Genomic DNA, 12,725 nt, shown 5'->3' with positions numbered 1-12,725 from the left:
ATTATTACTGAGCACACGGCGTCAATGCCAAGCTGAGGGCAGAGAGATCGCCGCGCGCGAACGCGTTAGCTTTCGCCTTCCAGCAGATCGGTGACCAGCTCTGCAATGGCAGAGCGCTCAGAGCGTTGCAGCGTGACGTGTGCAAAGAGCTCACGCCCTTTAAGTTTTTCAATGACTGCCTGCACGCCGTCGTGGCGGCCAACGCGCAGGTTATCGCGCTGAGCAACATCATGCGTCAGTACAACTCGGGAGCCACGCCCCAAGCGCGACAAAACAGTCAACAGCACATTGCGCTCAAGCGATTGGGCCTCATCAACGATGACGAAAGAATCATGCAGGCTGCGGCCGCGAATATGGGTCAACGGGAGAACCTCCAGCAATCCGCGGTCCTGGACTTCGTCCATGACGTTTTCGGATACCAGACCTTCCAGAGTGTCATAGACGGCCTGCGCCCATGGATTCATCTTCTCGCTTTCAGAGCCCGGCAGATATCCCAGGGACTGCCCGCCCACCGCATACATGGGGCGAAACACCACGATACGACGGTGTTCGCCGCGCTCCAGCACTGCCTCCAAGCCAGCACACAACGCCAGCGCGGACTTACCAGTGCCCGCCCTGCCTCCGATGGACATGATTCCAACGGAGGGATCCAAGAGAAGGTCCAGGGCAACGCGCTGCTCAGCAGAGCGGCCTTGCAGACCAAAGACATTCGCATCGCCGCGCACCAAGCGAACGGTGCCCTCAGCCGTCATCCGGCCCAGAGCGGACTGCCCGCCCGCCTGCAGCGTAATGCCACAGTGCACCGGCAGGTCCTCGACGCGGGTGCCGGCGGTGGTCACGGATCCGTCGATAAGCACCTCGCCCTCCCCGTAGAGCTCATCGATGACCTCAGCGCTGGTGGGCACCGTAGCCATGCCGGTGTAACCGGTGAGCACGACGTCCTGCGCATGGTATTCATCCGCCTGCAGGCCTACAGCACCAGCCTTGACACGCAATGGGACGTCCTTAGTCACCAGGACGGTGTCCTTGCCCTCATGCTGGAGATTCAGCGCGCAGGCCAGAATCCGGTGATCTCCCTCCGGCCCGCGAAAGGCCGCTGGCAACAAGGATTGATCCTGGTGGTTGAGTTCCACGCGCAAAGTCCCGCCCGCTGCATTTACGGGCAGGGGCTGGTCCAACGCCTCATAGGTAGCGCGAAGGTCCTCCAAAAAGCGAAGAGCTTGGCGGGCGAACCAGCCAAGCTCCGGGTGATGACGTTTTCCTTCCAACTCAGAAATAACGACGATGGGCAGTACCACATCGTGTTCAGCAAACTTACGCAACGCCCAGGGATCTGAGAGAAGGACGGACGTATCGATGACATAGGTCTTGGTCAAAACAGAGGCCTCATGCGGCTGCTCGGTGAGGACGGAAGGATTGGTCATAGCGGCAGGGTTCTCCCTTGTTATGCCCGCCCCAACTTATCGACCTGGGACGGCATGGTGAAGCTGGTGGTTTTCGAACTGTCCGGAGACTGTTCTTAGCGTCCGGACACCGTCCACGCTAGAGAGCAAAGGTTGAAATTACATGGGTGCAAGATGAACAGTATTAAAACGACAATCACCAGCGTCACACCATCCCCATCAGGCTCTACGAGCCTGTCGTCTCTCCCCCACTCCCACCCAACACTGCAGCTACATTCTTCAGCCCTGCACTTTCACGCGTTGACCGTGAAAAACGAAGAAGCTCCGCACCGTGGTTATCAGTGCGGAGCTTTGTCGCTTTAGCTCACAAGACAGCGAGCCGTTTCATGAGCGCTTAGTTGATGGTGGCCTCGTACTCACCGGACTCACCCTGCATCCAGGAGATGGTGCCATTGGTGAACTCCTGTACCCAGCCGTTGCCCTCGGCCTGCTCCGGGCCAGTCGGCAGGCCAACCTTGCTCTCCAGGCCGCCTTCCTCGGTCCAGGTCTCTGCGATCTTGCCGATGATCGGCTGGGTGCCGTCACCCTCACCGAATGCCAGCAGCTTGTCCTTGGCAAAGGTAGCAACGCTTCCCTTGTCGGTGTTTTCAATGGATTCCGGATCGCCCCACTCAGCAGCCTTCTCCTTGATGGCCTGAGCGAAATCAGAAGGAACCTCTACGTCACCATTGGCGGTGGACACGCTCTCCTTGTCGCCCTCAGCGCCAGCGCCATCCTTCGACTCGGCAGAGTCCGACTCAGAAGAATCGGCACCTTCGCTGCCCTCGGCCCCCTCAGAGCCCTCGGCCTCGGAAGAATCGGCGGACTCGGAGTCCTTCATGGAATCCTTTGCGTCCTTAGCGGCAGAACCGGCAGCATCGGTAGCGTCGGACGCAGCGGACTGAGCAGCGTCGCCAGCATCCTTAGCGGCATCCTCAGCATCGGAACAAGCAACGACACCCAGGGACAGGGTGGCGGCGGCGATACCTGCGGCGAAACGACGAGTCATCTTCTTCATATTCTTAAGCCTTTCTGTCTAGTTGAGCACTGTTCTAAGTACTTTTGTTGAGAACGATGCCCACCGTAGGCATGGCCAGCACTTCCTGCCACCACAGAACCTATGATTTGACAACAAAGACGTTGCTTTATCTCCGTTTCCGCTGTTGAGAACCCCTATATCTTTTTGATAACGGTTTGGAAGCCGAGCCTCTTTGAGGCTTTTCTTGGGACTTTCTGCGCGCTTGCTTAGCTTTTGCTTTGTCGCGTGCGCTGCGTTTCGGAGCGGCATTGCGGGATGAATTCCGCGTCCTTCCCTTTGCGACCCCGACGAAGTCTTGGATCTCATCGCCGTCATCAGCCCGGCGCCACACCAGTGCAATCACTGTGCGAGCCACAGTGGGGTCCTCCAAGCCCAGTGCCACGACCTGCTTCTTGCTCAGCACCTTCAACAAAGGCCGCGGCGCGATGGCTACGCCCACGTTGGCTGCCACGACCTGCAAAGCGGTGCGCAGCGCCGGAACATCGACGCTGCCGTCCTGCGCAATCCGGTAATTCACTATTTCTTCGGCAACATCCTCCTGCGTGACGTCCTCCCCAACCTCCGCGTAGACAGAATCTTTCGGAACGGCGATGCCGGGTGCTTCCTCATAGAGCTGGACGACGTGGAAGCTGTCATCAACCCGCGAATCCGGCAAGCGGGTCAGCGCTAGATCTGCCTCATGAGCAAGAAGAACGTCCATCGCGTCATCGGCGTCGACGGTTACCAGGGACTCTGGAGAGTGAGAATCACGGTAGCGACGAAACCATTTGCCGGGTTCTGTGCCAGTGGAAAAGACAAGGCGGAGCATGCACCTCATACTACGGTGCTGCTAGCGTTGTGAGCGTGACTGATACCCCGAATAGTGAAACCCCAGCCAACGAAACCCAGCAGCCTTCCGGCACCGCCATGCGTGCACAAACCGCAGCGAAGAAGTTGGGCATCTACCTGCCGGCCGCCCCGGAGGAGTTTCAAGCCAACGCGGTAACCCACGCGCAGCTGCGCGACTTACAGGAGAACCCGCCGGAGTGGCTCGCTACCCTACGCCGCGAGGGCCCCCACCCGCGCCCGGTCGTGGCACAAAAGCTGGGAATCTCCGTGACCGCGCTGAAGAAGAACGAGATGGACCGCCCTCTCACCACCGCGGAAATTAAAGAGCTCCTCAGCGCGATGCCCGAGTGGCTCGAAGCCGCCCGGAAAGCCCACGCTGAAGAGCGCAAGGAAGCTTAGACCAGCTTCCAGTCCTCAAGGCCGTCGTAGAGCGGGAAGTCCGCGGCGACCTTCTCAACGCGGGCGCGCAGCTTGGCGACGTCCGCGTTCTTACCGTTTGCCAGTGCAGTACCGATAACGTCGGCAACCTCGGTGAAGGCCGCCGTGTCGAGGCCGCGGGTAGCCAGGGCCGGGGTACCAATGCGCAGGCCGGAGGTGACCATCGGCGGGCGCGGATCGTTCGGCACCGCATTGCGGTTCACGGTGATGCCGACCTCGTGGAGGAGGTCCTCCGCCTGCCGACCATCAAGCTCGGAGTTGCGCAGGTCCGCCAAGACGAGGTGCACGTCGGTGCCGCCAGTGAGGACGTCGACGCCCGCCTTGGTGCAGTCCTCGGCGGTCAGACGCTCAGCCAGAATGCGCGCGCCTTCCAGGGTGCGCTCCTGGCGCTCCTTGAACTCCTCGGTGGCCGCGATCTTCAGCGCGATAGCCTTCGCCGCGATGACGTGCATGAGCGGTCCGCCCTGCTGCCCCGGGAAGACGTTGGAGTTGATCTTCTTGGCAAAATCCTGCTTGGCCAGGATGAGACCGGAACGAGGGCCGCCCAGCGTCTTGTGCACGGTGGAAGACACGACATCGGAGTGCGGCACCGGGGAGGGGTGCAGCCCAGCTGCCACGAGGCCCGCGAAGTGCGCCATATCCGTCCACAGGTACGCGCCGACCTCATCCGCGATGGAACGGAAAGCCTCGAAATCAATGGTGCGCGGGTAAGCGGACCAACCAGCGATGATCACCTGGGGCTTTTCTGCCAGCGCCTGCTCGCGCACCTTATCCATGTCAAGGCGCATGGTCTCCGGGTCAACCTCGTACGCGGCAACGTCGTAAAGCTTGCCGGAGAAGTTCAGCTTCATGCCGTGGGTCAGGTGCCCACCATGAGCCAAGGACAGGCCCATGATCTTGTCACCCGGCTGGATCAGCGACGCCAGCACAGCAGCATTGGCCTGGGCGCCGGAGTGGGGCTGGACGTTGGCAAAATCAGCGCCGAAAAGCGCCTTGGCACGATCACGAGCCAGATCTTCTACGATGTCAACGTGCTCGCAGCCGCCGTAATAGCGGCGCCCCGGGTAGCCCTCGGCATACTTGTTGGTCAGAACAGAGCCCTGCGCCTGCAGAACCGCGCGGGGGACGAAGTTTTCCGACGCGATCATCTCGAGGGTATCGCGCTGACGAGCAATCTCACCGTTAATAGCAGCAAAGACCTCGGGGTCGAGATCGCGCATCTCCTGGTAGCGCACGTCTGAATTGTTCGTAGTGGTCATGAAAGCGTGATGTCCCTTCGTAGAGGTGGTCAATGAAGCCCGCGGCGCCCGCCCGCGGCACGACACCACCGGCTCTGCAATCGCGGAAGCTAGTTCTACATCCTAACGCCCGCATCCCCCGCGTGGGGGCCTCCTCGAATCTTTTCATTCGGGGCGATTGCCACAGGCGCTCTGCTGAGTGGAACAATAGTCGGCATGGCGCGAATGACCGATGCGAGCCCGTACCTCGATTTTGACCGCGATACGTGGCGTGCCCTGCGTAAATCCATGCCACAGGTGCTAACGGCGACCGAGGTGGAAAAACTTCGTGGCATCGGTGACCGCATCGACCTCACTGAGGTGGCTGAGGTCTATCTGCCGTTATCCCGTCTTATTCACATGCAGGTTGAGGCCCGCCAAAAACTCACCACCGCTACCGAGGCATTCTTAGGAAACCCACCCACGCACGTTCCTTTCGTCATCGGCGTTGCCGGCTCCGTCGCGGTGGGCAAGTCAACGACCGCGCGCTTGCTCCAAGTTCTTCTACAGCGCTGGGATTCCCACCCGAAGGTTGATCTGGTCACCACCGACGGGTTCCTCTACCCCACCGCGTATCTTAAAGAGCACGGGCTTATGCAGCGCAAGGGCTACCCGGAGTCTTATGACCGTCGCGCGCTCATGCGTTTTGTTACCGACGTTAAGTCCGGCAAGCCGCTGGTAACCGCACCGTTGTACTCGCATGTGTCTTATGACATTGTTCCTGGTGAGTTTCAGGAGGTTCGCCAGCCGGACATCCTCATTTTGGAAGGCCTCAACGTCTTACAAACCGGGCCGACCCTCATGGTTTCGGACCTGTTCGACTTCTCTGTTTACGTGGACGCCCGAGTCGACGACATCGAAAAGTGGTACATTGATCGCTTCCTCAAGCTCCGCCACACTGCCTTCCGCGAACCAGGGGCGCACTTCGCGTCCTTCGCGGACATGACGGACGAGGAGGCCTACGTGCAGGCCCGTGAAATCTGGCAGTCCATCAACCTGCCCAACCTCATCGAGAACATTTTGCCCACCCGGGTACGCGCCTCCCTGGTTCTGTGCAAGGGCTCGCACCACCTGGTTGACCGGGTGAGGATGCGTAAGCTCTAGCCCGATCGCCAGAGCTAGCGGCCGAAGCGGCGCGAGCGCTGTGAATAGTCACGCAAGGCGCGCAGGAAATCCACCCGGCGGAATGCGGGCCAATAGGTATCCGTGAACCAGATCTCCGAGTAAGCGGCCTGCCACAGCAGAAAGCCGGACAGCCTCTGCTCGCCGGAGGTACGAATGACGAGATCGGGGTCAGGCAAACCCTTGGTATAGAGGTTGCCCGTAATGGCCTCCGCCGTCACGTTGTCCGCAATTTCCTCAGCGCTCAACCCCTTGCGGGCTTCGCCACGAATGAAACTCTGCACGGCGTCCACAATCTCCTGGCGCCCACCATAACCGACCGCAATGTTGACGATGACGCCCTGGTGATCCTCCGTAGCCTCAGCCGCGCTTTGCATCTTGGCCGTGACCTGTTCAGGGAGCAGATCTAGGTGCCCAACGAGCCGGATCTGGCAATCCAAGTCCCCTTGGGAGAGGTGCGTGACGACATCCGAGATGATGTCGAAGAGCAGCTGCACCTCCTGCTCGCTGCGCTTCAGGTTCTCCGTCGAGAGCAGGTAGATAGTGACAACCTCGATGTCGGTGCCCTGGCACCAGGAGATCATCTCGCTGATCTTCCGCGCGCCCTGCCGGTGGCCGTGGCTGATATCCGTAAATCCAGCCTCGCGCGCCCAGCGGCGGTTGCCATCAGCCATGATTGCCACGTGGCGTGGTTGCGGCTTGTTCTTGATTTCACGTGTCAGACGCGCTTCGTACAGGGGGTACAGGAGCTGGCTTAGGAACTTCACGGTGGGAATCGTCCTCTACCTTAAAAGATGGACTTCTTGCTGTTATCGAGGATGCCGGCTTCCTTCATTGCTGAATCGATCGCCTCATCATTGAACGGATCGATGCCGTGATCCTGCGCAAACATGGTTCGACGACGGAAGCGCGAATAGCGGCGGTGAAAATTCCAGCCTGCAAAAAGGACAGCAACACCCATCAGTGCGAGGATGAGCAGACCAATAGGCGAAGCCTTACCAAACTCCGGTCCAACCGGCCCGCTTTGGCTTCCTTGGGCGAGCAGGGCGACGTCGTGCGCTGCGAGGTAGAAAGCGTTCATGCTTTAAGACTCCCCTACTTCTGGAATTCCCGCAAATAAATCATCTTCCGGCAGTGCAGTAGAAACGCGAGTTTTGGCCAACTCGAATTCCTCCGTGGGCCAGTGCTCCTGCTGTACGGACACGGGCGTGGCTAGGAAGGCACCGGCTGGATCAATTTGGGTTGCGTGCGCACGGAGCGCATCCTCACGATTCTGGAAGTAATCCGCGCATTCGACCTGTGTGGTTACCCGCGCCATGATGTCTCCGAACGTCGTATCCCAGCGCGCCAGCATCGGCTCATATGGACTGATCTTGCCTTCCTCCAGAAGAAGATCATGGAAGATCTTCATCCTTTGGTATACGAAGCCATGCGTGTAGTACAGCTTCTGCGGCTCCCACGGCTCACCCAATTCTGGGTGGTATGCCGCGTCACCCGCGTTTTCCCACGCCAGCATGGACGCGCGGTACACCATGAGGTGATCCGGGTGCGGATAGCCGCCGTTCTCGTCGTAGGTAATAATGACGTGGGGCCGGAACTCACGGATGATTTCAACCAGCTCTTGGGCTACGTCATCATCTTCCTTAAGCGCAAAGCAGCCCTCAGGTAGTAAGTCCTTGATATTGGGCGCGAGCGGGTTACCAGGAAGGCCCGAATCAATGTGCCCAAGCCAGCGATGTTGCACGCCCAAGGCGGCGGCTGCTTTCGCCATTTCCTCACGGCGAATGCTGCCCATATTCTCAAGGACACCGGGGCGATCCATGGCCGGGTTGATAATATCTCCCCTCTCGCCACCGGTGCAGGTCACGACGAGGACTTCCGCCCCCTCCGCGGCATATTTTGCTGTCGTCGCAGCACCCTTCGAGGACTCATCGTCAGGGTGCGCGTGGATAGCCAAAAGGCGCTTCGTGCTCACTGGGTGATACATCTCCCTACATCGTCCCTACTTCGCCTCATTAATACAGAGGCATTAAACAGAGGCCTAGTCTAGTGGATAGTTTCTTCGCGGCGACTGTTGGATAGAATCAGACTCATGTCTGACGCCCAACCTGCTTCTCAACCCGCACGCTCGCAGTCCCGCTACGGTTCTTCCTCTCAGTCCACTCGCACAAAAGGTTCATGGACCAACCGGGCACTGGTGCTGGTATTCCTGGCTATGTTGATTGCGGCCATTGTCTACGGCGTTCAGTATTTCCGCAGCCAGCAAAAGGTCAACGCAGATATCTCCTACGTCACCCACGAGATTCTGTCTGATGACACAGCGCGCGTGTGGGTAGACATCACCCGCAACCGCGTGGAAGAACCTGCATACTGCATTGTCCAGGCCTTCGACTACTCCAAGGCTGAGGTGGGGCGCCGCGAGGTCGCCGTGCCTGCTGGCGGTGAGTCCGCTCAACGCATCGCGGTGGATATCCCCACCAACCACAGAGCCGTCGCCGGTGGCGCCTACGGTTGCTCCGGAAGCATCCCGTCCTATTTGGACACCAGCACGATGGATACAGCGGGTGAGGCTACCGGCGAGTAAAAGCCCAGCTGTGCTAGTATGTTGAGCGTTCTGAATGGGCCGCGCCACCTGCGCTTTCTGGCCCATCCAATGAGAAGTAGACCCGTTCATTAGGAACCGTAAACGGAAGGTTGCACTATGGCTGAGCAGCAGAAGCAGTACATTACCCCGGAAACCAAGGCCAAGCTCGAGGCCGAGCTGCAGGCCCTCATCGACCACCGCCCGGTCGTCGCCGCGGAGATTAATGAGCGCCGCGAGGAAGGTGACCTCAAGGAGAACGCGGGTTACGACGCAGCCCGTGAGATGCAGGACCAGGAAGAGGCCCGCATCAAGCAGATCTCCGAGGTTCTGGCGAACTCCACCACCGAGCGCACCGCCGTCCAGGAGGGTGTTGCCCACATCGGTTCCGTTGTGCACGTGTACTACAACGGCGACGAGGAGGACCGCGAGACCTTCCTCATCGGTACCCGCGCCGCTGCTTCCGATAACAAGGACTTGGAGACCTACTCCGAGCAGTCCCCGCTGGGCGCTGCACTCCTGGGTGCTGCTGAGGGCGAGACCCGCGAGTACACGGCGCCGAATGGCAAGACCTTGTCGGTCACCGTGGTCTCTGCGGCACCTTATGATTCCGCAAAGGCTGCCACTCCGCGCAAGTCCTAATTTATACTGCTCTTAGGTCATCGTTTTTCCGAGAAAGAGTTTTAACCCATGAAGAAGTTCACTCGTTTCGCTGCCGCTGGTTTGGTTTTCTCCGCTGGCCTCACCCTCGCTGCCTGCCACCCTCCGAACCAACAGGATTCCTCTGAGAAGGTTGACACCGGCGCTTCCTTTGCCGGTGAGGCTCCCGGCGCAGGTGCAGCCGCCCCCTCCGAGGCTGCGGCTGAGTCCGAAGCAGCCACTGAGTCCGAAGCCGTTGCTGCAACCGAGGTTGCTCCGGCTGAATACACCACTGCTCCGGTTCAGCAGTAGGTTCAACGGCAACTGGCAAAGAAGCGGCGTCCCGATAGTTGGGGCGCCGCTTTTAGCTTTCTGGGGTCCGTCGTCTTTTTCTACTTTGCCTCCCGGGCCCAATCCCCGATAACCCCTGGCAGTACTGCGGGTGCTTCGCCGAGTAGATCACGGCGGTTGGGGTCGCGTTCTACTTGAGTCGTGACGGACTTGACCCGCCTTTCGCCTTCGCCGCCGCGTGCCATGCCACCCATCATGGGCATCATGCGCATCCCCGCACCGCGGGCACTGCCGACGCCCTGCCTCGCACTACCCGCTCCGCCCGGGGCTCCCAGGACACCACCAGCGCCACCAGCGTTGCCGACGCCCCCGGAACCTCCCGTACTGATGGCACCACCTCCGACGAGGCCGCCTCCGCTTAGCGACGTCCGCCCTTCCCTCTGTTGTCCAGTTCCCGTTACGGCCCCAGGAAGGCCTCCTAATACCGGATGCGTTCCGGTCTGCGGCCCACCGAATGAAGCGCCCGCGCCTCCGAACCCCGCTGCGTTTGTCGTTGGATTCGCCGACATTTCCGGCAAGCGACCGCTGTGGCCTGCCACGCCTCCGGGAAGCTTGTTCCCACGGCCATCAGCAAGACCGATGGCTCCCAATCCCTGGCCTACAGCGCCGCTGCCTAGACCTCCGAGCCCGTTTACACCAGCTGGCATGTTTGCCGCTCCGCTGGTAGCTGCCAACGATCCTGGCGCTCCTCCCCGAACGGGATCAAGGGCGCTCAAGCCTGCGTTGGCAGCCGAGGTATTCACCTCGCCTGCATTGATCGGCGCTAATGCGTCTCCGAAACCAAGCTCGCTGAGGATGCTGCGCCCACGATTGTGTAGCTCATTGTGAAAGCGCGCGATATCGTCAGCCCCCATCCCCACGCTTTCCAGACCTTGGATGTGGCCATCCGCAACGCCAAAGGAGCCTGGGCCCATGGTGCCGTTTTCTATCGCTTCGGCTATTGGCTTCGGCCATGTGACTCCATCGGTGTTGTAGCGATTTCCGTCGCCCATGACTGCCCCAAAGTGGGTACTGGTGTCTCCGCCGCCGCTGGGCGGCGCTGCGTCCATAAGCGCATGCTGATACGGCATAGCGGAAATCACTTGCTGCTGAAGGACGCCCTGCATATAGACCAAGGCTGCTTGTTCAGCGGCTTGACGCGTAGCAGGCTCTGGGATTGCCGCCACCTCAAAGGCCAAGGCAATGGCTTCCGGCTGAACATTCATCAGCTGCGCTTGGAAGCCGAACAGCTTCTGTTGCATGACGCTCGCATTGGCAATGAAGTGTGTACCCGCCTGCGCAACTTCACGAATCTTCTGCGCTGCGCGTGTGGTGGCTTCACTGTCGTTCTCGGCTTCCAAAGACGCGGCCGAGTTTTCAAGACCCGCAACGATTTCTGCGACTTCCCCACTCAAAGCGCCCCACCGCGCATTCGCTTCCGACACATCCCAGAAGCGCGTGCTAAACAGATTCGATGCTAAGCCCATGATGGACGCGCCGGTGTCCACGATTGGGATGGTAAACCCAAACGGGCTGTATCCCGGGTCGGGCTGCGACACGATCGGCATCGATACCGCCCCGCCTCCCCCACCAGCGTCAGCGACATCTAACCCCCGACTCGTAAGCTCATCCTGCGATTCGAAGCTTGCTAGCTCAGTTTTGAGTGTCTCCCCGAGCCAAGAAACCTGCCCCCTAAACCCCTCTAAAGAATTCCGCGCCGACCCCGGATCCGTTACCAACACACGCTGGTGTATTGTACCGACCTCACTTAGGCCGGTGATGGTGGAAAAACCTCCATCGAGTGGACTGTGCGCCCTTTGTCCAGCTAATGATATATTCCGGCCCAAATTATGAATTGCGTCGACCTGTTGCTTTAGATTCCCTATATTAACAATCATCGTTTACCCCGAGCCCCACCGATTTAAATGACGGACCCAATTACCCTTTCAACGTTTTTGCAGTTATCGACTATCGAAATAGCGTCAGAAAAATTGGTCCAGGAAACTGAGAGTGTCCCCTGTACAGTCTCCACATATCCGGTACAAGTCACATTGGATACAAGGGTTTCTTCAACAAGGTAAATGGATTCCCCCTCTTCCCCTTTTACCTCGATTCCCATGGGAAACGCAGAGCGAATCTCGGTGAGATTGTAGTCTCTCGATTCAATGCTCACACTAGCGCTACTTCCATCAATGTCCTCAGCCTCAAATTGGCAAGACCGATATCCAGTCTCACGTCTGACTGAACCAGCGAAAGCTAATCCTCTCCCTTCAAATGCAGAGACAGCGCTCGCGCTACACGGATCAAACACCTGAAATCCAGGCACTGTCCGGTCAAACTCACCTAGCGGCGGAAGTACCCCACCGCCTGCACGAGACTGCTCACTTTGAGCTTGAGACTCTCGCCCCGTCGTGGCGGTGGCATCAGCGACCCCCGAGTCCACTGAGCCACCGCCGGCTTTCATGTCAGGAGAATTGCGAAAGTCCCCCGCGTTACTACCATCGCCACGAACACTGAGGCCGAGCGGTAATGCGCAGTTTGACAGCACCCCGATACAAACCGCCATCATCACAAGGCCCCCGATTCGTTTCATGGTGTCCCTTCAACTAACTTTCCTGACCGTTAGAAGCCCCTCCCTTGAGCTTTAAGCTCCGAGCGACTTCTGCGACCAGAATGCACGAGAAAGAGCAAGAAGTCGCGCCAGTGCCAAATTAGTCATTTTCTATATGCAAATTTATTGTAACTATTCGACCATGCTAATAGAACCATCCGTTAATAATAGCTGGTCGTAGCCTGTATGGAGCTTGGATACCCGCCGTGAACTACATGTGTCTTGGCTGCCGATTATAACCAATTGGGGGTACCCGAATTACAACACTGTCAATTTTTGGGGTGTCGTTTTTCCTCAATTAAGAAGCATTCTTGCCCACTTTGCCGCACGCCGCTTAGAGCATCGCATCCTTGGGAACATGAGAAACCCAATTCTGTCGGCATGGTGTTCAGAAGACTGAAATGGTAGCGGTGTGGTG

14 protein-coding genes are annotated in these 12,725 nt (G+C 59.0%); 5 read left to right on the top strand and 9 right to left on the bottom strand.

What is annotated here, in order from left to right:
• Positions 1-65: 65 nt before the first annotated feature.
• From HMPREF2967_RS08310 to HMPREF2967_RS08300, 3 genes are all read right to left on the bottom strand, one after another.
• The gene (locus HMPREF2967_RS08310; RefSeq protein WP_070523961.1) at positions 66-1,424 is read right to left on the bottom strand and encodes a PhoH family protein; all 1,359 of its coding nucleotides are present in this window, start codon (positions 1,422-1,424) and stop codon (positions 66-68) included.
• A 373-nt stretch (positions 1,425-1,797) separates the two neighbouring features.
• Positions 1,798-2,460, bottom strand: coding sequence for an LGFP repeat-containing protein (locus HMPREF2967_RS08305; protein WP_070686000.1), 663 nt, complete (start codon positions 2,458-2,460; stop codon positions 1,798-1,800).
• 127 nt (positions 2,461-2,587) lie between these two features.
• Complete coding sequence (locus tag HMPREF2967_RS08300) at positions 2,588-3,289, bottom strand: LysR family transcriptional regulator substrate-binding protein (protein WP_070685998.1); 702 nt, start codon at positions 3,287-3,289, stop codon at positions 2,588-2,590.
• Positions 3,290-3,387: 98 nt separating this feature from the next.
• Here HMPREF2967_RS08300 and HMPREF2967_RS08295 point away from each other — a divergent pair, with 98 nt between their 5' ends.
• Positions 3,388-3,708 carry a DUF5997 family protein gene (locus tag HMPREF2967_RS08295; RefSeq protein ID WP_083299207.1) on the top strand — a complete coding sequence of 107 codons (321 nt, stop codon included), beginning with the start codon at positions 3,388-3,390 and terminating at the stop codon, positions 3,706-3,708.
• Here HMPREF2967_RS08295 and glyA read toward each other — a convergent pair.
• On the bottom strand, positions 3,705-5,006 hold the full coding sequence (gene glyA, locus HMPREF2967_RS08290) for a serine hydroxymethyltransferase (protein ID WP_070685995.1): 1,302 nt from the start codon (positions 5,004-5,006) through the stop codon (positions 3,705-3,707). The two genes, HMPREF2967_RS08295 and glyA, sit on opposite strands and share 4 nt — an antisense overlap.
• Positions 5,007-5,201: 195 nt before the next feature.
• Between glyA and coaA the strand changes: the two genes are divergently transcribed.
• Complete coding sequence (gene coaA, locus HMPREF2967_RS08285) at positions 5,202-6,128, top strand: type I pantothenate kinase (protein WP_070523949.1); 927 nt, start codon at positions 5,202-5,204, stop codon at positions 6,126-6,128.
• Between the two features lie 14 nt (positions 6,129-6,142).
• Here the strand turns inward: coaA and HMPREF2967_RS08280 are convergent, their stop codons facing one another.
• From HMPREF2967_RS08280 to mca, 3 genes are read right to left on the bottom strand one after another with little or no spacing between them, the layout of a single operon-like run.
• On the bottom strand, positions 6,143-6,913 hold the full coding sequence (locus HMPREF2967_RS08280; protein WP_070523948.1) for an isoprenyl transferase: 771 nt from the start codon (positions 6,911-6,913) through the stop codon (positions 6,143-6,145).
• Between the two features lie 20 nt (positions 6,914-6,933).
• Positions 6,934-7,227, bottom strand: coding sequence for a hypothetical protein (locus tag HMPREF2967_RS08275; protein WP_070523946.1), 294 nt, complete (start codon positions 7,225-7,227; stop codon positions 6,934-6,936).
• Between the two features lie 3 nt (positions 7,228-7,230).
• A complete protein-coding gene (gene mca / locus HMPREF2967_RS08270; RefSeq protein ID WP_070524017.1) occupies positions 7,231-8,121 on the bottom strand; it encodes a mycothiol conjugate amidase Mca in 891 nt (296 codons plus the stop codon).
• A gap of 117 nt (positions 8,122-8,238) precedes the next feature.
• On the opposite strand from mca, the gene HMPREF2967_RS08265 reads away from it, so the two are divergent.
• From HMPREF2967_RS08265 to HMPREF2967_RS08255, 3 genes are all read left to right on the top strand, one after another.
• Positions 8,239-8,730 (top strand): DUF4307 domain-containing protein, encoded by a 492-nt coding sequence (locus tag HMPREF2967_RS08265; RefSeq protein ID WP_070523944.1) that lies wholly within the window; start codon positions 8,239-8,241, stop codon positions 8,728-8,730.
• 117 nt (positions 8,731-8,847) lie between these two features.
• Positions 8,848-9,369 carry a transcription elongation factor GreA gene (greA, locus tag HMPREF2967_RS08260; RefSeq protein ID WP_010187368.1) on the top strand — a complete coding sequence of 174 codons (522 nt, stop codon included), beginning with the start codon at positions 8,848-8,850 and terminating at the stop codon, positions 9,367-9,369.
• A 48-nt stretch (positions 9,370-9,417) separates the two neighbouring features.
• The gene (locus HMPREF2967_RS08255) at positions 9,418-9,678 is read left to right on the top strand and encodes a hypothetical protein (protein WP_070523942.1); all 261 of its coding nucleotides are present in this window, start codon (positions 9,418-9,420) and stop codon (positions 9,676-9,678) included.
• 80 nt (positions 9,679-9,758) lie between these two features.
• Here the strand turns inward: HMPREF2967_RS08255 and HMPREF2967_RS08250 are convergent, their stop codons facing one another.
• Together HMPREF2967_RS08250 and HMPREF2967_RS13130 are read right to left on the bottom strand one after the other, a co-directional pair.
• A complete protein-coding gene (locus HMPREF2967_RS08250) occupies positions 9,759-11,264 on the bottom strand; it encodes a hypothetical protein (protein ID WP_070686025.1) in 1,506 nt (501 codons plus the stop codon).
• Between the two features lie 353 nt (positions 11,265-11,617).
• Positions 11,618-11,869, bottom strand: coding sequence for a hypothetical protein (locus HMPREF2967_RS13130; RefSeq protein ID WP_158014708.1), 252 nt, complete (start codon positions 11,867-11,869; stop codon positions 11,618-11,620).
• Positions 11,870-12,725: the final 856 nt, after the last annotated feature.

Origin of the sequence: Corynebacterium sp. HMSC059E07 (assembly GCF_001814395.1) — a bacterium.
Lineage (GTDB): Bacteria > Actinomycetota > Actinomycetes > Mycobacteriales > Mycobacteriaceae > Corynebacterium > Corynebacterium hesseae.
Note: the sequence above shows the minus strand (reverse complement) of the source record. Positions and strands in the feature narration are given on the sequence as shown.